The following is a 19,442-nucleotide window of genomic DNA, read 5'->3' as shown; positions in this document are numbered from 1 at the left end:
GGGGCCTCCCGAAGGGGTTATGTATTGTTCCGCCTGCACCGTTACGGCGGTGCGGGGCGGGTTGCCCGAGCGGCCAATGGGAGCGGACTGTAAATCCGTCGCGAAAGCTACAGAGGTTCGAATCCTCTACCCGCCACGTCGAAAGGTCCCTGTGACCAGCGCGAGCTGAGTCACAGGGACCTTTCTGTCGTGTGCGGTCGATTCCGGCGTTCTCCGAATCCGCGGCGACGGCTTCAGGTGACGCGAAAGACCGGCCAGCCGATCTCGGTGCGCCAGTCGGCGGGATCGCTCGAGTCGCGAGGGCCGACCGCGTAGATCTCTCTCACCGGTCCGGCCACCGACATGGCGTTCTCCACCACCCAGGTCCCGAGTTCGCCGTAGGTGACATCGGCGCCGTTGTGCTCGCCGACGTGGGTCGCGACGGCCAGTTCCGCGGCCGGAAGAGTCACGGGGTGCACGCGCCCGGTGCGGGGTGGTGCGGCGGTCGGCAGGTAGAGAAGCGCGTGACCGCGTTCCTGTTCGAAGAGGGCGTTGTCGTAGCAGCCGCCCGGTGGTCCGGTCGCGGCGGAGCCGACGGCCGCCTCCAACTCGGCCATCGCGCCCGCGAACCACGTCTCGACGTCGCGGTGGTCGATGACGGCCTCCACCGCGGCGACGGTCCGGGCGGGTTCCGCACGCAGTTCGACGTCGATCGGCGCGGGGTCGGGCCGGAGCAGGCGCCGCAGTGACACGACCGCGGCCCTGGTGCGGTCGAGCACGCTTTCGAGGCGTTGCAGGTGGTCCGCGACGAGGGTGGCCCGGACGTCGGGGTCGGGGGTGCGCAGGATTCGCTGCACGTCGTTCAGGGGGACGTCGAGCTCGCGGAGCCGGTGGATGACCTGCGCGGTCGGGATCTGGTCGACTCCGTAGTAGCGGTAGCCGGTGAACTCGTCCACCACGGCGGGTTCCAGCAGGGCTGCCTCGTGGTACCGGCGCAGCGTCCGCACGCTCAGGTGGGTCAGCCGGGAGAACTCCCCGATGGTCAACATCGCTTCATTGTGGACTCTCCCCCTGGGGGAGGGTCCACGGCTTGACCCTCCCGTGCCGTGAGGTCGCACGGTGTGCTCATGACACAGCACACCGACATGTCGTCCGAGCTGCTCCCGGCCACCGTGCGCGAGTTCTTCGCCGCTCACGTCGTCCACGACGCCGATGTCTCCTCGTCGTTCCTCACCGAGGACGCGTTGATCGTCGATCAGGACGAGACCTTCCGCGGCCGGGAGGAGACCTACGCGTTCCTGCGGGACGCCGGGACCGAGTTCCAGTACACGACCGAGCAGATCGGTGCCCACCGCGCCGACGACACCCACTGGGTCGTCACCGTGCGGCTCGAGGGCAACTTCCCCGGCGGCGTGGCCGAACTCGACTACCGGTTCACGCTCCGGGACGACCTCATCGCTGAGATCGTCATCGCCAACCACACGGCCTGACCGTGTCTCATCGATCCTCAGAGGAGCAAACAATGTCCACTTCGGACCGCGACCGTCTCGACGGTCGCCGGGCGCTGGTCACGGGCGGTTCGAAGGGCTCGGGCAAGGCCGTCGCGGAGAGGCTGCGGGAGATGGGCGCCGACGTCTACGTGACGGCGCGGACGATGCCCGACGGGTACGAGCGCCCCGACCGGTTCATCGAAGCGGACACGACGACGGTCGAAGGCACCGACGCCGTTGCCGCTCGAATCGCTGAGGCAGGTGCGCTGGACATCCTGGTGCACGTCGTCGGAGGTGCGTCGACGCCGGCCGGTGGATTCGCGGTCATCACCGACGACCAGTGGCTCACGGAGTTGAACCTTAACTTCCTCGGAGCGGTGCGGCTCGACCGCGCTCTGCTCCCGGCGATGGCCGAGGCCGGGGCGGGCGTGGTGCTGCACTTCACCTCGATCCAGCGCGAACTGCCCCTGTACGACGCGTCCCTGGCCTACGCGGCGGCGAAGGCCGCTCTGCGCACGTACAGCAAGGGACTCGCCAACGAGCTCGCACCGCGCGGCGTGCGGGTCAACGCGATCAGCCCCGGCGGGATCGAGACCGAGGCCTACGAGAGGTTCGTGGACCGGATCGCCGAGGGCAACGGCCTCACGCGTGAGGCCGCCAAGCAGACCGTCTTCGACTCCCTGGGAGGCGTGCCCCTGGGGCGGTTCGCGAAGACCGAGGAGATCGCGGACCTGGTCGGCTTCCTGGTCTCGGACCGCGCCTCGGCGATCGTGGGCGCCGAGTACGTGATCGACGGCGGCACTGTGCCGACCGTCTGACCCAGGAGCGGTTCCGGCAGTCGCTCACGGGCAATCCGCAGGGAGAACACATGACCACGCAAATCACGGGCCGGTGCTCCCTACAGCGTGCGGGAGCGGACGGTCCCGGGGCCGGACGGGGAACCGGACATCTCGCTGCTGATCTGCCTCCCGAGGCCCGCGGCGACCCCGACTCCGGCGATCTACCACGTCCACGGTGGCGGCATGATCGTCGGAGACAACCGGTTCGGCCTGCGCTTCTGGGCGACGGCGTTCGCGGAGGGCCGGACGTGCTGCCCGCGTTCGTCGACGTCGGGTCGGCCGAGACGTTCCGGGACGAGGACGTCGCCTACGCGAGCCGCATGTGGCAAGCGGGCTGCCACGTCGAGCTGCACGTCTGGCCCGGCGGCTTCCACGGGTTCGACGTCGTGGCTCCTCGTGCCGTGATCTCGCAGGACGCCATCGCGGCGCGAGCGGCGTGGCTGCGCCGTCAGCTGGGACGTACTTCCTCGGTGAGGCACTGAGCCGGGTTACTCTCCACGCCAGACTGATGGGCCTCTGACCGGACAAGTCAGAGGCCTGTCGTCGTACACCGGCTGTTGTTGCGGAGGGGATGCTGTGCGCACGCAGATGGCAACGGAGGCGGGCAGGACGACCGCGCCGAGCGAGGACCGGGCTCTCGTCGGCCCCAACCTCCTCGCCGTGCTCGACGGCGTCACCGCCAAGCCCGAGAACGGCTGCGAGCACACCGTCGGGTGGTTCGCCGACCAGCTGTCCGCGGAGATCCTGCGGTTCGCCCAGCTCGAGCCCACCGAGGCGCTGACCAAGGCCGTCGAACAGGCCGCCGAGCTGCACTCCGGCACCTGCGACCTCGACCACCCGGACTCGCCCAGCGTGGCCATCGCGGTGGTGCAGATCAAGGACGACGTGCTGCGGTACCTGGTGCTCGGGGACGCCACGGTGGTGGTCGACACCAAGCAGGAGTTGCTCGTCGTGAGTGACACGCAGACGAAGCGCACGGCCGGTGCGAAGGCCTCGGACGTGGAGCACGCGCTCAAGGGCGAGGTAGCCCTTCAGGACGTGCGGCGCGTTGCGATCCTCTCGGACGGTGCGGCGCGGGCCGTTGACCTGTTCAACCTCTTCGATTGGCGTCAGGCTCTCGAACTGATGGCGGCGAACGGGCCGGACGACCTCATCCGCAAGATGCGCGCGGTCGAGAAGGAAGACGCGAAGGCCGTGGATTGGCCTCGTCAGAAGATTTCGGACGACGCGACTGTCGTGTACTTCGACCGGTAACGCTCGGCGAGCCGAGGCTTGCGAACCGCCTGCTCAATGCCTGGGCGCCGGCTCCACGCCTCGGCGGCGCGCGATCGCCTTCATGTTGTCCTCGCCCCAGTCGCCCAACGGCAGCAGGGCGTCGTTCAGCCGGACTCCCAGCGGTGTCAGTGAGTACTCGACGCGCGGGGGCACCTCGTGGAACACCTCGCGGTGCACGATCTCGTCGGCCTCCATCTCGCGCAGCACCTGGATCAGCATCTTCTCGCTGATGCCGGACACGGACCTGCGCAGCTCGCCGGTGCGCATCGGGCCGTGGTGCAGCGCCCAGAGGATCAGGGCCTTCCAGCGGCCGCCGATCACGTCGATCGCCGCGTCTAGTCCGCACGCGTACTGCCGAGGCTTCATGCTGGATCCTTACCGAAAAGTGGGTACCTGACAAAATAGTAGGTACTTGTCGTGTGGTCAGTGTCGAACCAGCATTCTCGGCATGGGGATCAAGAAGACGGTGAGCGTGCTCGGCCTCGGCCGGATGGGTACGGCGCTCGCCAACGCTCTCGTCAACGAGGGCTACGAAGTGACCGTGTGGAACCGCACGCCCAAGACGGTGGCCAACGCCAGAAGTGTTGCCACGCCTGAAGAAGCGTTCAAGAGCGATGTCGTCGTCACGTGCATGTCCACGTACGAAATCCAGCAACCGTTGCTCACCAACGACATCAAGGTGCTCGTCAACCTCACGTCCGGTACGCCCGAGCAGGCTCGCCGGACGGCGGAGTGGGCGAAGACCAACGGTGTCGAGTACGTCGACGGCGTGATCATGGCCGTGCCGCAGCAGATCGGGACGCCGGGGGCGCGGATCCTGTTCAGCGGCAACGAGAACCACCACGTGCTGGACGCGTTCGGCGAGCCCGTGCACGTCGGTGAGGACGCTGGGCTCGCCGCGCTCTACGACCTCGCGCTGCTCGGCATCATGTGGGCGACCTTCGGCGGCTACCTCCAGGCGCTCGCGCTGGTCGGCAGCGAAGGGGTCACGCCGGAGCAGCTCACGCCGATGGCCATGAGCTGGCTGGGGGAGATGGCCGGCCTGCTGCCCGAGATGGGCGAGGTCACCCGCACCAGGAACTACGAGACCGACGTGTCCGCTCTGGACATCAACGTCTCCGGCCTGCACCTGCTCACCGAGGCCAACCGGGAGCAAGGCCTCGACACCACCCTCCCGCAGGCCCTGCACGCGTTGTTCGAACGCGCGCAGCGCAGCGGCCATGGAAACCACAGCATCGCCAGCGTCATCGAGGAGATCCGGAAGTGAAGTACCTGGGGAAGAAGGCCGTCGTCACCGGCGGCACGCACGGCATGGGCCGCGCGACGGTCGACAAGCTGATCGAGCAGGGCGCCGAAGTGCTGCTCACCGGACGCACCACGGAGAAGGCCGAGGGCATCAAGGCGCACGCCGTCGCGTTCGACGCGGCGAACCTGCAGGACGTCGCACGGCTCGGTGCCGAGGTGCGGGAACGGCTGGGGGAGATCGACCTCCTGTTCATCAACGTCGGGTACTCGACGCTGACGCCGTTCCCCGACGCGACCGAGCAGGACTACGACCGCACGTTCGACGTCAACACCAAGGGCGCGTTCTTCACCGCGCAGCAGCTGGCCCCGCTCATCAAGGATGGTGGCGCCATCGTCTTCACGACCAGCGTCGCCACCGGGCAGGGTGCCGAGGGCCTCACCCTCTACGCGGCGGCGAAGGCGGCCGTGCGGTCGTTCGCGCGTGGGTTCGCCGCGGAGCTCGCGCCGCGCGGCATCCGCGTCAACGTCGTCAGTCCCGGCTTCATCGACACGCCCTCCATGGGCGTGGTCGGCGCACCGCCCGAGGTGTTGCAGGCGTTCAAGGAGGAGGGCGATCGCATCACGCCGTTGAAGCGCCACGGCACGATGGATGAGGTTGCGGACGCCGTGCTGTTCCTCGGTTTCGACGCCACCTTCACGACCGGCGCGGAACTCGCCGTCGACGGCGGTCTCGGGCAGGGCGTCAGCGCCTGAGAAAAAACCTCGGCCGAACCTGTCACATCCTCGTCGCCTGCCGGGTCGAGCAAGCAGAAGACGACGGAGACAGGAGAACGAAGATGAGGATCGCCAACCCGATCTTGTCCGTGCCCGGCGCGATGAAGGCGTTGCTCGACCTCTCGGCGGCCGCCGGGAAGACGGGGCTGGACAAGGACTACGTGGAGCTGATCTGCCTGCGCGTCAGCATCATGAACGGCTGCGGCGCGTGCATCGACTACCACACCAAGCTGCTGCGCGAGGCGAACGTCGCGGACGAGAAGGTCTACGCCGTCGCCGGCTGGCGGGACGTGCCGTACTACACCGACGCGGAACGGGCCGGGTTCGCGCTCGCCGAACAGGTCACGCACGTGCGCGTGAGCGACGAGGTGTGGGACGAGGCGGCGAAGCACTACACGGAGGAGCAGCTCGCCGGGCTCATGCTCGCCATCGGTGCCATCAACCTGTGGAACCGCATGAACGTGGGCACGGACCAGAAAGTGGCCTGAAAAGGGTGAAGCCGGCGCGCAAGAGCTTCCTCTCTCTTGCGTGCCGGCCTCAGCGCGAAGCCTACCCCATGTCGAACAAATGTTCGATCACCGGTCGATCAACACGCCGTTCAGCTCGCGGCGAGTGCCGCGCGGCCGTCCTCCGTCAGCTCTGCGCAGACGCGAAGGCCGAAGCTCGTGGGCTGTGCCGGGCGCAGCAGTCCTGCGTGGACCAGGTCGTGCGTCGCCGTCCGGTCGCAGCAGGGCAGCCCGTCGACGTACAGGTCGGGCTCCGCGCCGCCTGTCACCTCGGCACGTCCTGCGGCGACCGCTCGCAGCATCGCCCTGGCTCTTCCGCTGAGTTCCATCTCGACCCCCCAGGTGTGGTGTCCGAATCCGCTTACCCCTTTGTCGAAATAGAGGCCGGATTCGTTCCACAAGTACGGGTTCGTTTGGGTTCTTCGCTTGTGTGAACGGGTAGATCATGTCTCACTAGGCCGTTCGGGTTGCGCCGACACGCCGTACCGCGAGCGCGAAGCGGGGCGGCGAACCCAGACCGTCCACCCCGGCCGGTAGCCGTGCGAGTACCAGAACGGCGTCGAGCGCGGGTTCGGCAAGGCGTGGTGGAGCAGCGTCGACGCCACGTCCGCGTCGTCGAGAACGGCGTGCGCGTGCTTCACCAGAGCGCTGCCCGCGCCCGTGCCACGTGCATCAGGTCGCACGCCCAGATGACCGAGGTACGCGAACGGGCGCGCCGACGCGAACTTCTCCATCCACCCCGCGTCCTGCGGCATGTCGACGTAGAGCATGCCGACGGGCGTGTCGCCGCTGAGCGCCAACCACATCGCCTCGTGGTCGCGGCCGAGCACCTCGGCCAGGGCGGTCCGCAGCTGCGCCGCGGTGTTCGGGCGTTCGTTGACGAGGCTGAACTCGGCGTCGTACCGGACGGTGTGCAGGTTCAGTTCCACCGCCACGTCCAGGTCGGCGTGCGTCGCGGGCCTGACGCGCACGTCCGACGTCCGCGCCGCGACCGGCCGTCCCGCGAGGCGTTCGGCGATCACCGTGAGCGGCGCGAAGCCGTGGTGGATCAACGGCAGCGCGTTCGCCGTCTCGTGGCTGGGCACGGTCACCAGCGCGGCGGTGTCGAGGTCGTCCGCGCCGGCCAGGCGGGGCTCCCACTCGTCGAGCAACGCCGGCAGGTCCCAGCCGGGCTGCCAGGTCAGGCCGTGCGTGCGCAGGGGTCCCCACGTCGCGGTCAGCGAGTCCGGGTCGTTTTCGCGGTAGGTAAAAGGCGCGGCCACACCTCATCTGAGCATGGGAGGGTCGGCCGCGTGGATATCTACGTCGTGGATGCGTTCACCAGCAAGCCGTTCGCGGGCAACCCCGCCGCGGTCGTGCTCCTCACCGAACCGCGCGAGGACGCCTGGCTGCAGCAGGTCGCCGCCGAGATGAAGCACGCCGAGACGGCCTTCGTCACCCCGGACAACCACCTCCGCTGGTTCACCCCCGAGAAGGAGGTCGACCTCTGCGGGCACGCCACCCTCGCCACCGCTCACGTGCTGGGCGGCGACCAGGCGTTCACCACGCGTAGTGGCGTGCTCACATGCGCAAATGACGATGGGTGGATCCGGATGGACTTCCCGGCGGACCCCCCAGAGTTGATTGACCCGCCAATCGGTCTAGCGGAAGCGCTGCCACATGCGACGATCAAGTCGGTGGCGCGTGGGCGGTTCGACTTCCTGGTCGAGTTGGGCAGTGCCGCGGAGGTCCGTTCCCTGCGACCCGATGTCCAAGGACTGGCACAAATCCAGTCACGCGGAGTAATCGTGACGGCCCCTGGTGACGGAGATGTGGACGTCGTCAGCCGGTGCTTCTACCCGGCCTACGGTGTGCCGGAGGACTCCGTCACCGGATCGGCCCACTGCACCCTTGCGTCCTATTGGGTGCCTCGGCTCCAGCGCGCTGACCTGCTCGCGGAGCAGGCCTCAGCGCGCGGCGGGTTCGTCAGGGCGACCCTCGAACAAGATCGGGTACTGCTCTCCGGGCAGGCCGTGACAGTGCTTCGGGGAAGCCTCACCATCTAGCCACGTCTGGGTGAATCGACGTCACCAAACGTGCTCGACCTGCCATTTCGTCCCCCGAGCGGGGTACATTGGTGCCCCTGGAGGGGTCCTGATCGCCAAGTGCGGGACCCCTCAGTCACGCCTAGAGGTCCCCCCACCCAGGCCGACGAGGAGGCTGGATGTCCGACCGAGCGTCGGCCCCCGTGTCGGACTCGGCCGCCTGGTCGGCCAAGTCTACCAACCGCGCGTTCAGCGCGTTCGCCGTCACCCTCCTGGTGGCCGGCGTCGCCTGCGCGGGCATGGTCGCGGCCTGGCTGCCGGAGAGGCAGACCACCTCCCTCTTCTGGATCGGCCCCCTGCTCGTCGTCGGCTTCCTGCTGGCGGAACAGCTCGCGATCAACGTCGACGTCCGCAGCGGCGTCGCGTGGACGATCTCCTTCACCGAGATCCCGCTGGTCCTGGGCCTGCTCGTCGCCCCGTTCGAGATAGTCCTCGCCGCGCACGTGGTCGCGGGCGTGGGCACGCTGCTCGGCCGGCGGATCCTCGACCGGGCCGTCTACAACGCCGGCCTGATGTTCATGGAGATCTCCGTGGCGTTCGCCGCCGCGGAGGCCGTGAACCGGATGATCGGCGCGGGCGGGCCGTTCTGGGCGGGCGCGTTCGTCGGCACCATCACCGTGCCGCTCCTCGCGAGCGTGCTGGGCCTCTGCGCGTTGCGCCTCATGGGCAAGTCGATGCGCGTGGGCAACAGCCTGCGCCTCGTGCTGCAGACGCTCGTCGTCGCTCTGCTGAACACCTCGATCGGCCTCGTCGGCTACCAGATCGTCGCCACCACCGCGTGGGGCGGCGTCCTGATCATCCTGGTGCTCGCGGGCATCGTGGCCACCTACCTCGCCTACTCCGGCCTGCTGCGCGAGCAGCGAGACCTGGAGGCGTTGAGCGAGGTCAGCCTCCGCGTCGCGAGGTCGGGACAGCACGGCACCGGCCCACGCCAGCCCGACGACGACCTCACCACGGGCGTCGAAGAGGACGAGTGGCAGCTCATCGCGGAACGCATCCGCGAGCAGCTCAACGCGAACCGCGTGGTGCTGCGCCTGCGCACCGACCCGCAGGAAGCCATGATCACCCTCGTCGCCGGCGAACCGCTGCCCGACGAGATGAACGCGACGGACCCTCGTGCCGTGCGCGAGGACCCGGTCCTCCAGTTGCCCGGCACGCACGTCCGCTACTACCGCGTGGCCGATGCGACCGAGGACGTCACCGAGGCCCTGCTGCGCCGTGACGCGCAGGAAGCGCTGGTTGTCCCCCTGCGCGGCGCGACCCAGCTCCTGGGTGCCGTCGAGGCGCACGACCGGCTGTCGCGCTGGCGCGGGTTCGGCAAGGCCGACATCCAGCTGCTGCGCACGCTGGCCTCGCACCTCGCCACCGCCGTCGACAACCGCCGCCTGCTGGCCCGGCTGCGCCACGACGCCTACCACGACCCGCTGACCGGCCTGCTGAACCGCGCGGGCTTCCGCGAGGCGTGCGCCGAGCCGTTGCGCGAGTCCGAACGCGGTGTGGTGCTGCGCATCGACCTCGACATCCTCTCGACCGTCTCCGACGCGCTGGGCCAGGCCTGGGGCAACCGGATGGTCGTCGCCGCCGGACGCCGTCTGCGCGATGCACTCGGTGCGGACGTGCCGCTCGCACGGCTCGAGGGCGGTGCCTTCGCCGCGTACCTCGACGACGACCGTGCGGCCACCACGCACGAGACTGCCGAACGGCTGCGTGCCGGACTTTCCGTGCCGTATCCCGTCGACCGCCTCACGGTCGAGGCCTCCGCGGTCGTCGGCTACGCGTCCAAGGTGGACTCCGAGACCGAGGACCCGGATCCCGACGTGTTGCTGCAGCGGGCAGATGTCGCCGTGCGCGCAACGTCCGAGGGCACGCCCGTGAAGGCCTACGCGCCGTCGATGGGTCATCTGTTCTTGCGTCGCTTCCAGCTCGTGACGCAGTTCCGCCAGGCCGTCGAGACGGGCCAGATCTCGGTGCACTACCAGCCGAAGGTCGCGCTGCCGTCCCGCCAGGTCGTGGGCGCGGAAGCGTTGGTGCGCTGGACGCACCCGGAGTTCGGCCGCGTCGACCCGGACGAGTTCGTGCCGGCCGTCGAGGCCACCGGACTCGTGGACGTGCTGACGGACTTCGTGATGGACCGCGCTCTCGAACGCGTGCGCCGCTGGCTCGACCGCGGCCTGCGGATGTCCATCGCGGTCAACCTGTCCGTGCGGACGCTGGGCGACGAGGACTTCCCGAACCGCGTCGAGGCCGCGTTGCAGCGCCACGACGTGCCGTCCGGACTGCTCACCTTCGAGCTCACCGAGTCGGGCGTCATGGCCGACCCAGAACGCGCCCTGCCGGTGCTGCGGCGCCTGCACGCGATCGGCGTCGTGCTGGCGGTCGACGACTTCGGCACCGGCTACTCGTCGCTCGCGTACCTGCGCCAGCTGCCGGTGGACGAGGTGAAGATCGACAAGTCGTTCGTGCTCGGGATGGGCACGGACCTCGGCGACATGGCCGTGGTCCGGTCGATCGTGGAGCTCGGGCACTCGCTCGGCCTCGTCGTGGTGGCCGAGGGCGTGGAGGACGACGCGGCGCGCGACCAGCTGGTCGGGATGGGCTGCGACGTGGCGCAGGGCTACCTGATCTCCCGGCCGCTGTCCGAGGACCGCTTCGAGGCGTGGTTGCGCGCCCGAACGGTGCAGGTCAGGGGTGCTCGCGATGAGACCGTGCTCACCTTGGTCCACTAAAGGGACCCCCGGATTTCGTTCTTGGTTGAGGCGTGTTGTAGAGTTGTCCTCGCTCGGCAAGAACGAAAGAGCAAGCCCCTTTAGCTCAGTCGGCAGAGCGTCTCCATGGTAAGGAGAAGGTCTACGGTTCGATTCCGTAAAGGGGCTCCACTACTGGCCGCAGTGCTGAGCGCTGCGGCTTGTAGTTGTGTTAAAGCGGTGTAGCTCAGTTGGTAGAGCAAGCGGCTCATAATCGCTGTGTCGCCGGTTCAAGTCCGGCCACCGCTACTCAGCAAGATCCCGGGCGGCCTCAGCCGCCCACCCCCGCCAGACGGTAAGCCCGGACTGGGTTCCTCGGGGGTTCGCGTGCTCTCAGGAAGGCAAGGACCGTGGCTGCAACCGACGTACGCCCGAAGATCACCCTCGCGTGCGAGGAGTGCAAGCACCGGAACTACATCACCAGGAAGAACCGGCGCAACGACCCGGACCGCCTGGAGATCAAGAAGTTCTGCCCGAACTGCAAGACGCACCGCGCGCACAAGGAAACCCGCTGAGCGCGTAGCAGCTTTCGACCGAGGCCCGTCCCACACGTGGGGCGGGCCTCGTCGCATATAGGCTCTTCAAGTGCCTCTGGACCCCAGTTTCATCGGACGCAGTTATCCGCCGTCGCAGCCGTACGACGTGAGCCGCGAGAAGATCCGCGAGTTCGCCGACGCCATCGGCGCGACCAGCCCGGCCTACCGCGACGCCGAAGCCGCGAAGGCGTTGGGGCACAGGGACGTCATCGCCCCGCCGACGTTCGCCATCGTCGTGTCGATGAAGACCAACGAGACGGTCATGTTCGACCCGGAGCTGGAGCTCGACTACAGCCGCGTCGTGCACGGCGACCAGAACTTCACCCACCACCGCCCCATCACCGCGGGCGACCAGCTCGTCAGCGTGGCGCACATCGATGCCATCACGTCCCGCATGGGCAACGACATGGTCACCGTGCGGACGGAGATCAGCACGGTGGAGGGCGAGCTCGTCGCCGTCGCCAAGTCGATGCTCGTGGTGAGGGGAGAAGACGCGTGAGCTACGAGGTTGGCACCGAACTGCCGGCGCTGTCCGTGCGCCTCAAGCGCGACGACCTGGTCCGCTACGCGGGCGCGTCGCTGGACTTCAACCCCATCCACTGGAACGAGAAGACGGCCAAGGACGTCGGCCTGCCGGACGTCATCGCGCACGGGATGCTGACCATGGCCGTGGCCTCCCGGATCGTCGCCGAGTGGATCGGCGACCCCGGTGCGATCGTCGAGTACGGCTGCCGGTTCGGCCGGCCCGTCGTCGTGCCGAACGACGACGAGGGTGCGCTGGTCGAGGTCACCGCGAAGGTCACCAAGGACTTCGAGGACGGAACTGTGAAGGTCAACATCAACGCGGCTTTTGACGGCAAGTCGGTGTTGACGGGCGCCTTCGCCCGCGTCCGCGTGGCCTGATCTTGTGATCAAGAACACCACCGGACAACCCGGTCCGGTGGTGTTTGCGGTGCTCACGCGAGATTCGAGCCGGGTTCGTGCTTCAGTTGCACGACCCTGATTCGTGTTCTCGGCCCGCCTATGGGTAGGCTGTGCGACAGGCCGCTCGGCAACTGCTTGGGCGGTCTGGTTGGAATGGACGGGACAGGCTCCCGTACACTTCCTGCTTGGCCAGGGGATCCCCACTCGGGATCTCAAAGGGGTGTAGCTCAACTGGCAGAGCAGCGGTCTCCAAAACCGCAGGTTGCAGGTTCAAGTCCTGTCGCCCCTGCTGTCGAAGCGCGTCATGGGTGGAGTGGAGGCACGGCATGAGCGAGGGCCGCGAGCAGGACCAGCCGGAGGAGCGCGAAGGCGCTGTCCGGCCGTCCACTGCTGCGGCGCGACGTGAACGTCGTGCCTCCTCTCGCCCGGCCGCCCGCAAGGACGGCAGCAGCGCTGAGTCGAAGAAGAGCGTCGCCAAGTCCGAGGAGTCGGACGAGGACGCGAAGAAGGGTCGCCCGACCAAGACCCGTGAAGGACAGGAGAAGCGTCCCTCGCTGATCGGGCGGTTCTTCCGCTACATCCGCGAGGTCATCGGCGAACTCCGCAAGGTGATCTGGCCGACGCGCAAGCAGCTCGTCACGTACACGGGTGTTGTCCTCGTGTTCGTGGTGTTCATGGTTGCGCTGGTGTGGGCTCTCGACCTCGGCTTCGGCGCGGCTGTTTTCGAGTTGTTCGGCTGAGCCGGACAGCTGCCGCTGCAATCAGGAAGCGAGATCCACAGTGACCTCCGACAACGGCGTTGACGCCCAGGAGAAGACCGACGACCTCATCGACGACGAGGTGTCCGAGGACACCGCGGTCGACGAGACGGTCGAGTCGGAGGCTGTGGACTCCGAGGACAGCGAGTCCGACGAGGACGTCGACGTCCTCGCGATCGACGAGACCCCGATCGACGAAGAGATCGCCGACCCCGCCGAAGAGCTGCGACAGGCCCTGCGCCACGCGCCCGGCGACTGGTACGTCGTGCACTCGTACGCCGGTTACGAGAACAAGGTCAAGGCGAACCTCGAGACTCGTATCCACACGCTCGACATGGAGGACTACATCTTCCAGGTCGAGGTGCCGACCGAAGAGGTCACCGAGATCAAGAACGGCCAGCGCAAGCTGGTGCAGCGCAAGGTGCTGCCCGGTTACATCCTGGTCCGCATGGAGCTCACCGACGCGTCCTGGAGCGCCGTCCGCAACACGCCGGGCGTGACCGGGTTCGTCGGCGCCACCTCCAAGCCCTCGCCCCTCACGATCGACGAGGTGCTGAAGTTCCTGCTCCCGCAGCAGGAGCAGAAGCCGGCCGAGGGCAAGAAGGCCGCCGCCACCACCGTGTCGAAGCCGGCCATCGAGGTCGACTTCGAGGTCGGCGAGTCGGTCACCGTCATGGACGGCCCGTTCGCCACGCTGCCCGCCACGATCAGCGAGGTCAACGCGGACGGCCAGAAGCTGAAGGTCCTGGTGTCGATCTTCGGCCGGGAAACGCCGGTCGAGCTGTCGTTCAGCCAGGTCTCCAAGATCTGAGCGGTCCTCCTCACCCAAGGACCGATCGGCCACGCTGCGGCTGGCAGAGCCGCGCGCGGACACCGCAATAACAGGAAGTACGGACAATGCCACCCAAGAAGAAGAAGCTGTCAGCGATCATCAAGCTGCAGATCAAGGCTGGTGCCGCCAACCCGGCGCCGCCCGTCGGTCCCGCGCTTGGTCAGCACGGCGTCAACATCATGGAGTTCTGCAAGGCCTACAACGCCGCGACCGAGTCGCAGCGCGGTCAGGTCGTGCCGGTCGAGATCTCCGTGTACGAAGACCGCTCGTTCGACTTCAAGCTGAAGACCCCTCCGGCCGCGCGACTCATCCTCGCCGCCGCGGGTGTCGACAAGGGCAGCGGCGAGCCGCACCGCGTCAAGGTCGCCAAGGTGACCATGGAGCAGGTGCGTCAGATCGCGCAGACCAAGATGGTCGACCTGAACGCGAACGACATCGACCAGGCCGCGAAGATCATCGCCGGCACCGCCCGTTCCATGGGCATCACGGTCGAAGGCTGATCGCACCCTCCTCGAAAGCGTGGGAGAGCCGAGCGCGGCTCACGAACCACGACTGATCCACAGCACTTAAGGACAGAGTTATGAAGCGCAGCAAGGCCTACAAGGCCGCCGCCGAGCTGGTGGACCGGGAGCGGCTGTACTCGCCGCTCGAGGCCGCCAAGCTGGCCAAGGAAACGTCCAAGGTGAAGCTGGACGCGACTGTCGAGGTCGCGATTCGCCTCGGCGTCGACCCTCGCAAGGCCGACCAGATGGTCCGCGGCACCGTGAATCTGCCGCACGGTACGGGCAAGACCGCCCGCGTGATCGTCTTCGCAACCGGTGACAAGGCCGCCGAGGCCGAGGCCGCCGGTGCGGACGCCGTCGGCTCCGAGGACCTGATCGAGCGCATCCAGGGTGGCTGGCTCGACTTCGACGCCGCGATCGCGACCCCCGACCAGATGGCGAAGGTCGGCCGCATCGCCCGCATCCTCGGCCCGCGTGGCCTGATGCCGAACCCCAAGACCGGCACCGTGACCCCCGAGGTCGCCAAGGCCGTCAACGACATCAAGGGCGGAAAGATCAACTTCCGCGTTGACAAGCAGGCCAACCTGCACTTCGTCATCGGCAAGGTGTCGTTCGACTCCGAGAAGCTGGTCGAGAACTACGCGGCCGCGCTGGACGAGGTGCTCCGCGCCAAGCCGTCCGCGGCCAAGGGCCGGTACGTCAAGAAGGTCACCGTCTCCACGACGATGGGCCCCGGCATCCCGGTCGACCCGAACCGCACCCGCAACATGCTGGTGGACGAGGCCTGAGCCTCCCCGGTTCGTTGATTTTCGCGAAAGGCCCCCGGTTCGCCGGGGGCCTTTCGGCTTGTCAGGAACGTTCTCGGCGGTAGTCGCTGGGGGAGCGGCCCACCTGCTTGAGGAAGTGGTGGCGCAGGTTGTTCGCCGTGCCGATGCCGCTCAGCGCCGCGATCCTCTCCACCGACAGGTCGGTGGACTCCAGCAAGGCCTGCGCTCGTGCGATGCGCTCGTTGAGCAGCCACTGCAACGGTGTCGTGCCCGTCGTGGCGTGCAGCTTCCGGTAGAAGGTGCGCGGGCTCATCGCGGCCTGGCGGGCCAGGACCTCGATCGTCAGCGGTTCGTCCAGGCGGGCGCGGGCCCAGTCGAGCACCGGGGTGAGGCCCTGCTCGTCGCTCGCGGGGACGGAGAGGTCGACGTACTGGCCCAGGTGACCGGGGCGGTGGCCGGGAACGATCATCCGGCGGGCGAGCTGGTTGGCGACGTGGGCGCCCAGGTCGTGGCGGACCAGGTGCAGACAGAGGTCGAGGCCGGCGCTCATGCCCGCGCTGGTCAGGACGTCGCCCTCGTCGATGTAGAGCTGCGAGGCGTCGACCTGGATCTTCGGGTAGCGCTCGGCGAGCAGGGCCGTGTGCATCCAGTGCGCCGTGGCCCTCTTGCCGTCCAAGAGACCGGCCTCGGCCAGTGCGTACGCACCGACGCACGCGGACACGATGCGCGCTCCGTTGTCGTGTGCCTGTCTTAGCGCCGTGACGAGTTCGGGCGGCACGGGTGCGTTGTCCTCGAAGACCTCGTCCGGCACCCACGACACGATGACGGTGTCCGCGCGCACGATGTCTTCCAGCTTGTGGTCGCTGTGCAGTGTGAAGCCCGGGGTCGTCGTGTGGGTGCGGTTTCCGGTGCCGCACAACCACAACTCGTACCAGGGGTCGGCGAGGTCGGGCTGCGGCGTGCCGAAGACGGCGGCGGGGATGCCGAGCTCGTAGAGGTCCGCGACGCCGAAGTCACCGGGCACGACCATGGCTACGGAACCGGCGCTCATGCCGTCCAGCCTATGGCAGGAATTTGGTGAAAGGGGTCATTCCGGTCACTGGCTGAGATGATCACGCGCGGCGAGGCTGGAGCCATGACAGCTGAAGCGATCACCGTGCTGGGACTGGGAAATCTGGGACGTGCGCTGGCGGAGGCGTTCGCCCGCGCCGGCCATCCGACGACGGTCTGGAACCGTTCTGCGGGGAAGGCCGAGGGGCTGGCCGCGACCGTCGCGAGCACGGCGGCGGAGGCCGTGGCGGCGAGTGACCTGGTGGTCGTCGCCGTGCTCGACAACCAAGCGGCGCACCAGGTTCTGCGTGGCGTGGACGTGCGTGGGCGGGCGGTGGTGAACCTGACGTCCGGTACTCCCGGCGAGGCGCGGGAACTGGCCGCGTGGGCCGCGGCGAACGAGGCCGAGTACCTGCACGGCGCGGTGTACGCGGTGCCGCAGACGATCGGCACCGACGCGTCGTCGATCCTCTACAGCGGGTCCGCGGCGGTGGCCGAACGGTGGCGGAAGTCGTTGGAGCTGCTGGGAAAGGTCACGTTCCTCGGGGACGACGCCGGGCGGGCGTCCGGGTACGACGTGGCGATCCTGTCCGGCATGTACGGGCTGCTCGGCGGCTTCGTGCACGCCGCGGCGCTGGCGCGGGCGGGCGGGATCGGGGCCGGCGAGCTCACGCCGGTGCTGCTGGCCTGGCTGACGGACCTGCAGCCGGCGCTGGTGACGTTCGCCGAGGAGATCGACTCCGGGAGCTACTCCGGTGGCGAGTCAAGCCTGGCCATGAACCAGTCCGGGCTGGCCACGTTGATCCGCGCTGCCGAGGCGCAGGGCGTGCCGTTCGCCGGGCTGGACGCGTTCAAGGCGTTGGTGGACAAGCAGGTGGCCGACGGGCGCGGGGAGGAGAGCCTCGCCCGCGCCGTCGAGTCGTTCTAACCGCAGGTGCTCGGCGTCCAGTCGGTGATGACCCAGCCCGAGCCGACCTTCTCCACGACGAACGTGCCCAGACGCGGGCCGCCCTCGACGGTCAGGGCGCACGAGTCGATGGTGACCTGGGTGGTCGTCGGGGTCTTGAGCATGTCCGGCGGGAACATCACCTGCTGGTACCGGTCGACGCTGGTCACCTTGGCCTTCAGGTCCTTGACCGCGGCGGCGCAATCGCTTGCGCCGTAGGCGTTCGCGAACTTCTGCCGGGTGTCGTCGCGCAGGAACAGCGTGCAGGCGCGGGTCGTGTCGGCGAACGAGACGTGCTTGTAGAACATGCCGACGGTGCCCTGCAGTCCGGCGGGTGCGGACAGGCCCTGGGCCGCGCCCGTCACGCCGCCGCTGTCCTGGGCGACGTCGCCGGGGTCGTCGTTGCCGAAGAAGTGGTTGTAGGCCCAGATCGCGGAGAACAGCACGACGAGGAACGTCAGCACCCGCCAGAAGACGGGGCTGAGCAGGACGATGAGCCACCAGGCCCGGCCCGCGCGCTGCTGCTTCGGCGCCTGCGGGGCCTGGCCAGTCGCCTCCTGGTAGCGCTGGAACTCCTGGAAGCGCTGGAACTCCTGGAACTGCCGCAGCTGGTCGGGGTCGATCTGCGGGCCGGGCGGCGGCTGCGGAGCCGGCTGCTGCGGCACCGGCGGCTGCTGCGGCTGGCGGGGTGCGAGGTCCTTGCCCGGCTCGTCGGTCACACGTCACATTGTGCCGATTTGGAGAGCCGTGACCCAGTCGGCTAGTCTTTTCCCTGGTTCTACCGAAGACCGCAGGTTTTCTCCGCGAGGAGAACGAAGGCCCCGTTGCAACACGGGCGGCCCGCGCAGGGAGGACGAGGCTCAAGTTCGTTTGTGACGCCCCGTGCTGCTTGTGCGCGTGGGCGTTTTTGTTGTTTCGGGACCTTCTCCAGGCCGGCGGTCTAACCCAGCCCAGAGAGGAGGCGATCATGGCGAAGCCCACGAAGGTTACGGCGGTCGCTGAGCTCGCGGACCAGTTCCGCAGCAGCTCGGCAGCGGTTGTCACTGAGTACCGTGGCCTCTCCATGGCGCAGCTCACCACGCTGCGTCGCGCTCTCGGCGCGGGCACCAAGTACACCGTCGCGAAGAACACGCTGGTCAAGCTGGCCGCTGCGGACGCCGGCGTGGAGGGCCTCGAGGCTCTTCTGTCCGGTCCGACCGCCATCGCGTTCGTCGAGGGCGAGCCCGTCGACGCCGCCAAGGCGATCCGCGACTTCGCGAAGGACAACAAGGCCCTGATCATCAAGGGCGGCTACATGGATGGCCGCCCGCTCTCGGTCGACGAGGTCACCGCCATCGCGGACCTCGACAGCCGTGAGGTGCTGCTCGCGAAGCTCGCGGGCGCGATGAAGGGCAACCTGGCCAAGGCTGCGGGTCTGTTCAACGCCCCGGCTTCCCAGGTCGCTCGCCTGGCTGCTGCCCTGCAGGAGAAGAAGGCCGCCGCGGCTCCCGCCGCCGAAGCCGACGCTCCCGCCGAAAGCTGATCACCCGAAGACACGCCCGACGCTTTCGCGCGGGAGATTAGAAAGGACCGCCGATCATGGCGAAGCTCAGCACCGAAGAGCTGCTCGACGCGTTCAAGGAGATGACCCTCCTGGAGCTCTCCGCGTTCGTGAAGCAGTTCGAGGAGACCTTCGAGGTCACCGCCGCGGCGCCCGTCGCCGTTGCCGCCCCGGGTGCCGCTGGCCCCGTGGCCGCCGCCGAGGAGGAGAAGGACGAGTTCACCGTCGTTCTCGAGGGCGCCGGCGACAAGAAGATCCAGGTCATCAAGGTCGTCCGCGAGGTCGTCTCGGGCCTGGGCCTGAAGGAGGCCAAGGAGCTCGTCGAGTCCGCTCCGAAGCCGCTGCTCGAGAACGTCGCCAAGGACGTTGCCGAGGCCGCCAAGGAGAAGCTCGAGGCTGCCGGCGCCAAGATCTCGCTCAAGTGAGACATGCCCCTTCGGGGGCTGGCGTTTTGCCTTGCAGTGCCTGAACGGGCGTGCACCCCATGCGGGGTGTGCGCCCGTTTTGCGTTTTGTGGGTGGGTGGGGTGCGGGTCGGCTTGCGTGGGCGGGCGCCGGTTCCAGCGGGGGCCTTGCGTTGGGTTGGTCCCCGTCACCTTGCGAGGGTGGTCCCTCAGGCCGGGACGATGTAGTGGGTTGCGATCGGGGCTT

At 68.2% G+C, this 19,442-nt stretch carries 24 protein-coding genes, 4 tRNA genes and 1 pseudogene; 23 read left to right on the top strand and 6 right to left on the bottom strand.

Translation table 11 applies throughout. The annotated features are described in order from the left end of the window. The first annotated feature begins 55 nt into the window (after positions 1 to 55). Positions 56 to 136: transfer RNA gene (locus ABZX02_RS21380), tRNA-Tyr, on the top strand. Between the two features lie 97 nt (positions 137 to 233). Here the strand turns inward: ABZX02_RS21380 and ABZX02_RS21375 are convergent. Then, a complete protein-coding gene (locus ABZX02_RS21375; protein ID WP_355300320.1) occupies positions 234 to 1,028 on the bottom strand; it encodes a MerR family transcriptional regulator in 795 nt (264 codons plus the stop codon). Positions 1,029 to 1,106: 78 nt separating this feature from the next. Here ABZX02_RS21375 and ABZX02_RS21370 point away from each other — a divergent pair, with 78 nt between their 5' ends. From ABZX02_RS21370 to ABZX02_RS21355, 4 genes and pseudogenes are all read left to right on the top strand, one after another. Next, positions 1,107 to 1,469 (top strand): nuclear transport factor 2 family protein, encoded by a 363-nt coding sequence (locus ABZX02_RS21370; protein WP_355300319.1) that lies wholly within the window; start codon positions 1,107 to 1,109, stop codon positions 1,467 to 1,469. 32 nt (positions 1,470 to 1,501) lie between these two features. Continuing rightward, on the top strand, positions 1,502 to 2,287 hold the full coding sequence (locus tag ABZX02_RS21365; RefSeq protein WP_355300318.1) for an SDR family oxidoreductase: 786 nt from the start codon (positions 1,502 to 1,504) through the stop codon (positions 2,285 to 2,287). A 275-nt stretch (positions 2,288 to 2,562) separates the two neighbouring features. Further along, positions 2,563 to 2,790, top strand: a pseudogene (locus tag ABZX02_RS21360) (alpha/beta hydrolase fold domain-containing protein); the annotation flags it as partial. 94 nt (positions 2,791 to 2,884) lie between these two features. Beyond that, positions 2,885 to 3,562 carry a protein phosphatase 2C domain-containing protein gene (locus tag ABZX02_RS21355; RefSeq protein WP_355300317.1) on the top strand — a complete coding sequence of 226 codons (678 nt, stop codon included), beginning with the start codon at positions 2,885 to 2,887 and terminating at the stop codon, positions 3,560 to 3,562. Positions 3,563 to 3,595: 33 nt separating this feature from the next. On the opposite strand, the gene ABZX02_RS21350 is transcribed toward ABZX02_RS21355, so the two are convergent. Then, positions 3,596 to 3,949 carry a helix-turn-helix domain-containing protein gene (locus ABZX02_RS21350; protein ID WP_355300316.1) on the bottom strand — a complete coding sequence of 118 codons (354 nt, stop codon included), beginning with the start codon at positions 3,947 to 3,949 and terminating at the stop codon, positions 3,596 to 3,598. Between the two features lie 82 nt (positions 3,950 to 4,031). Between ABZX02_RS21350 and ABZX02_RS21345 the strand changes: the two genes are divergently transcribed. From ABZX02_RS21345 to ABZX02_RS21335, 3 genes are all read left to right on the top strand, one after another. Then, complete coding sequence (locus ABZX02_RS21345; protein ID WP_355300315.1) at positions 4,032 to 4,850, top strand: NAD(P)-binding domain-containing protein; 819 nt, start codon at positions 4,032 to 4,034, stop codon at positions 4,848 to 4,850. Beyond that, positions 4,847 to 5,581, top strand: coding sequence for an SDR family oxidoreductase (locus ABZX02_RS21340; protein WP_355300314.1), 735 nt, complete (start codon positions 4,847 to 4,849; stop codon positions 5,579 to 5,581). Before ABZX02_RS21345 ends, ABZX02_RS21340 begins: the two co-directional genes overlap by 4 nt. Before the next feature lie 83 nt (positions 5,582 to 5,664). Next, positions 5,665 to 6,090, top strand: a complete 426-nt coding sequence (locus tag ABZX02_RS21335) for a carboxymuconolactone decarboxylase family protein (protein ID WP_355300313.1) — start codon at positions 5,665 to 5,667, stop codon at positions 6,088 to 6,090. 110 nt (positions 6,091 to 6,200) lie between these two features. Here the strand turns inward: ABZX02_RS21335 and ABZX02_RS21330 are convergent, their stop codons facing one another. Then, a complete protein-coding gene (locus ABZX02_RS21330) occupies positions 6,201 to 6,437 on the bottom strand; it encodes a hypothetical protein (protein WP_355300312.1) in 237 nt (78 codons plus the stop codon). Between the two features lie 114 nt (positions 6,438 to 6,551). Then, a complete protein-coding gene (locus ABZX02_RS21325) occupies positions 6,552 to 7,370 on the bottom strand; it encodes a GNAT family N-acetyltransferase (protein WP_355300311.1) in 819 nt (272 codons plus the stop codon). Positions 7,371 to 7,400: 30 nt separating this feature from the next. Between ABZX02_RS21325 and ABZX02_RS21320 the strand changes: the two genes are divergently transcribed. The 12 genes from ABZX02_RS21320 (at position 7,401) to rplA (ending at position 15,277) form a co-directional block, all read left to right on the top strand. Continuing rightward, positions 7,401 to 8,153 carry a PhzF family phenazine biosynthesis protein gene (locus tag ABZX02_RS21320; protein WP_355300310.1) on the top strand — a complete coding sequence of 251 codons (753 nt, stop codon included), beginning with the start codon at positions 7,401 to 7,403 and terminating at the stop codon, positions 8,151 to 8,153. A 158-nt stretch (positions 8,154 to 8,311) separates the two neighbouring features. After that, positions 8,312 to 10,918, top strand: coding sequence for an EAL domain-containing protein (locus ABZX02_RS21315; protein ID WP_355300309.1), 2,607 nt, complete (start codon positions 8,312 to 8,314; stop codon positions 10,916 to 10,918). Between the two features lie 74 nt (positions 10,919 to 10,992). Then, a tRNA-Thr gene (locus tag ABZX02_RS21310) sits at positions 10,993 to 11,068 on the top strand. A 44-nt stretch (positions 11,069 to 11,112) separates the two neighbouring features. Further along, a tRNA-Met gene (locus ABZX02_RS21305) sits at positions 11,113 to 11,185 on the top strand. A gap of 101 nt (positions 11,186 to 11,286) precedes the next feature. Then, positions 11,287 to 11,451 (top strand): 50S ribosomal protein L33, encoded by a 165-nt coding sequence (gene rpmG, locus ABZX02_RS21300; RefSeq protein WP_015105301.1) that lies wholly within the window; start codon positions 11,287 to 11,289, stop codon positions 11,449 to 11,451. A gap of 70 nt (positions 11,452 to 11,521) precedes the next feature. Beyond that, positions 11,522 to 11,971, top strand: a complete 450-nt coding sequence (locus ABZX02_RS21295; RefSeq protein ID WP_355300308.1) for a MaoC family dehydratase N-terminal domain-containing protein — start codon at positions 11,522 to 11,524, stop codon at positions 11,969 to 11,971. Next, a complete protein-coding gene (locus tag ABZX02_RS21290) occupies positions 11,968 to 12,375 on the top strand; it encodes a MaoC/PaaZ C-terminal domain-containing protein (protein WP_355300307.1) in 408 nt (135 codons plus the stop codon). Before ABZX02_RS21295 ends, ABZX02_RS21290 begins: the two co-directional genes overlap by 4 nt. Positions 12,376 to 12,612: 237 nt before the next feature. After that, a tRNA-Trp gene (locus ABZX02_RS21285) sits at positions 12,613 to 12,685 on the top strand. Between the two features lie 37 nt (positions 12,686 to 12,722). Continuing rightward, the gene (gene secE, locus ABZX02_RS21280) at positions 12,723 to 13,136 is read left to right on the top strand and encodes a preprotein translocase subunit SecE (RefSeq protein ID WP_045309795.1); all 414 of its coding nucleotides are present in this window, start codon (positions 12,723 to 12,725) and stop codon (positions 13,134 to 13,136) included. Positions 13,137 to 13,176: 40 nt separating this feature from the next. Then, positions 13,177 to 13,965, top strand: coding sequence for a transcription termination/antitermination protein NusG (nusG, locus tag ABZX02_RS21275; RefSeq protein WP_355300306.1), 789 nt, complete (start codon positions 13,177 to 13,179; stop codon positions 13,963 to 13,965). An 86-nt stretch (positions 13,966 to 14,051) separates the two neighbouring features. Then, entirely contained in the window at positions 14,052 to 14,486 is a 435-nt protein-coding gene (gene rplK, locus ABZX02_RS21270) for a 50S ribosomal protein L11 (RefSeq protein ID WP_065915943.1), read from the top strand. 80 nt (positions 14,487 to 14,566) lie between these two features. Next, on the top strand, positions 14,567 to 15,277 hold the full coding sequence (gene rplA / locus ABZX02_RS21265; protein WP_089915404.1) for a 50S ribosomal protein L1: 711 nt from the start codon (positions 14,567 to 14,569) through the stop codon (positions 15,275 to 15,277). A gap of 61 nt (positions 15,278 to 15,338) precedes the next feature. On the opposite strand, the gene ABZX02_RS21260 is transcribed toward rplA, so the two are convergent. Further along, positions 15,339 to 16,307, bottom strand: a complete 969-nt coding sequence (locus tag ABZX02_RS21260; protein ID WP_355300305.1) for a helix-turn-helix domain-containing protein — start codon at positions 16,305 to 16,307, stop codon at positions 15,339 to 15,341. A gap of 84 nt (positions 16,308 to 16,391) precedes the next feature. Here ABZX02_RS21260 and ABZX02_RS21255 point away from each other — a divergent pair, with 84 nt between their 5' ends. Beyond that, positions 16,392 to 17,234: an NAD(P)-binding domain-containing protein gene (locus ABZX02_RS21255; RefSeq protein ID WP_355300304.1), complete on the top strand. Its 843-nt coding sequence runs from the start codon at positions 16,392 to 16,394 to the stop codon at positions 17,232 to 17,234. Here the strand turns inward: ABZX02_RS21255 and ABZX02_RS21250 are convergent. Next, the gene (locus ABZX02_RS21250) at positions 17,231 to 17,971 is read right to left on the bottom strand and encodes a hypothetical protein (protein ID WP_355300303.1); all 741 of its coding nucleotides are present in this window, start codon (positions 17,969 to 17,971) and stop codon (positions 17,231 to 17,233) included. The genes ABZX02_RS21255 and ABZX02_RS21250 overlap by 4 nt on opposite strands. A gap of 248 nt (positions 17,972 to 18,219) precedes the next feature. On the opposite strand from ABZX02_RS21250, the gene rplJ reads away from it, so the two are divergent. Continuing rightward, positions 18,220 to 18,774 carry a 50S ribosomal protein L10 gene (rplJ, locus tag ABZX02_RS21245; RefSeq protein ID WP_355300302.1) on the top strand — a complete coding sequence of 185 codons (555 nt, stop codon included), beginning with the start codon at positions 18,220 to 18,222 and terminating at the stop codon, positions 18,772 to 18,774. A gap of 56 nt (positions 18,775 to 18,830) precedes the next feature. After that, on the top strand, positions 18,831 to 19,217 hold the full coding sequence (rplL, locus tag ABZX02_RS21240; protein WP_355300301.1) for a 50S ribosomal protein L7/L12: 387 nt from the start codon (positions 18,831 to 18,833) through the stop codon (positions 19,215 to 19,217). The last annotated feature ends 225 nt before the right edge of the window (positions 19,218 to 19,442 follow it).

Source organism: Lentzea sp. NPDC003310 (assembly GCF_040610935.1).
In the GTDB taxonomy this organism is placed as follows: domain Bacteria; phylum Actinomycetota; class Actinomycetes; order Mycobacteriales; family Pseudonocardiaceae; genus Lentzea.
This window is presented reverse-complemented; position numbering and strand designations above follow the sequence as displayed.

Bases quoted from the DNA above. Each gene is read 5' to 3' on its own strand.
- ABZX02_RS21260 (WP_355300305.1), bottom strand. From the start codon at position 16,307: ATGAGCGCCGGTTCCGTAGCCATGGTCGTGCCCGGTGACTTCGGCGTC.
- ABZX02_RS21375 (WP_355300320.1), bottom strand. From the start codon at position 1,028: ATGTTGACCATCGGGGAGTTCTCCCGGCTGACCCACCTGAGCGTGCGG.
- ABZX02_RS21330 (WP_355300312.1), bottom strand. From the start codon at position 6,437: ATGGAACTCAGCGGAAGAGCCAGGGCGATGCTGCGAGCGGTCGCCGCA.
- rplK (WP_065915943.1), top strand. From the start codon at position 14,052: ATGCCACCCAAGAAGAAGAAGCTGTCAGCGATCATCAAGCTGCAGATC.
- secE (WP_045309795.1), top strand. From the start codon at position 12,723: ATGAGCGAGGGCCGCGAGCAGGACCAGCCGGAGGAGCGCGAAGGCGCT.
- ABZX02_RS21255 (WP_355300304.1), top strand. From the start codon at position 16,392: ATGACAGCTGAAGCGATCACCGTGCTGGGACTGGGAAATCTGGGACGT.
- rplA (WP_089915404.1), top strand. From the start codon at position 14,567: ATGAAGCGCAGCAAGGCCTACAAGGCCGCCGCCGAGCTGGTGGACCGG.
- ABZX02_RS21350 (WP_355300316.1), bottom strand. From the start codon at position 3,949: ATGAAGCCTCGGCAGTACGCGTGCGGACTAGACGCGGCGATCGACGTG.
- ABZX02_RS21370 (WP_355300319.1), top strand. From the start codon at position 1,107: ATGACACAGCACACCGACATGTCGTCCGAGCTGCTCCCGGCCACCGTG.
- ABZX02_RS21365 (WP_355300318.1), top strand. From the start codon at position 1,502: ATGTCCACTTCGGACCGCGACCGTCTCGACGGTCGCCGGGCGCTGGTC.
- ABZX02_RS21315 (WP_355300309.1), top strand. From the start codon at position 8,312: ATGTCCGACCGAGCGTCGGCCCCCGTGTCGGACTCGGCCGCCTGGTCG.
- ABZX02_RS21335 (WP_355300313.1), top strand. From the start codon at position 5,665: ATGAGGATCGCCAACCCGATCTTGTCCGTGCCCGGCGCGATGAAGGCG.
- rplJ (WP_355300302.1), top strand. From the start codon at position 18,220: ATGGCGAAGCCCACGAAGGTTACGGCGGTCGCTGAGCTCGCGGACCAG.
- ABZX02_RS21345 (WP_355300315.1), top strand. From the start codon at position 4,032: ATGGGGATCAAGAAGACGGTGAGCGTGCTCGGCCTCGGCCGGATGGGT.
- rplL (WP_355300301.1), top strand. From the start codon at position 18,831: ATGGCGAAGCTCAGCACCGAAGAGCTGCTCGACGCGTTCAAGGAGATG.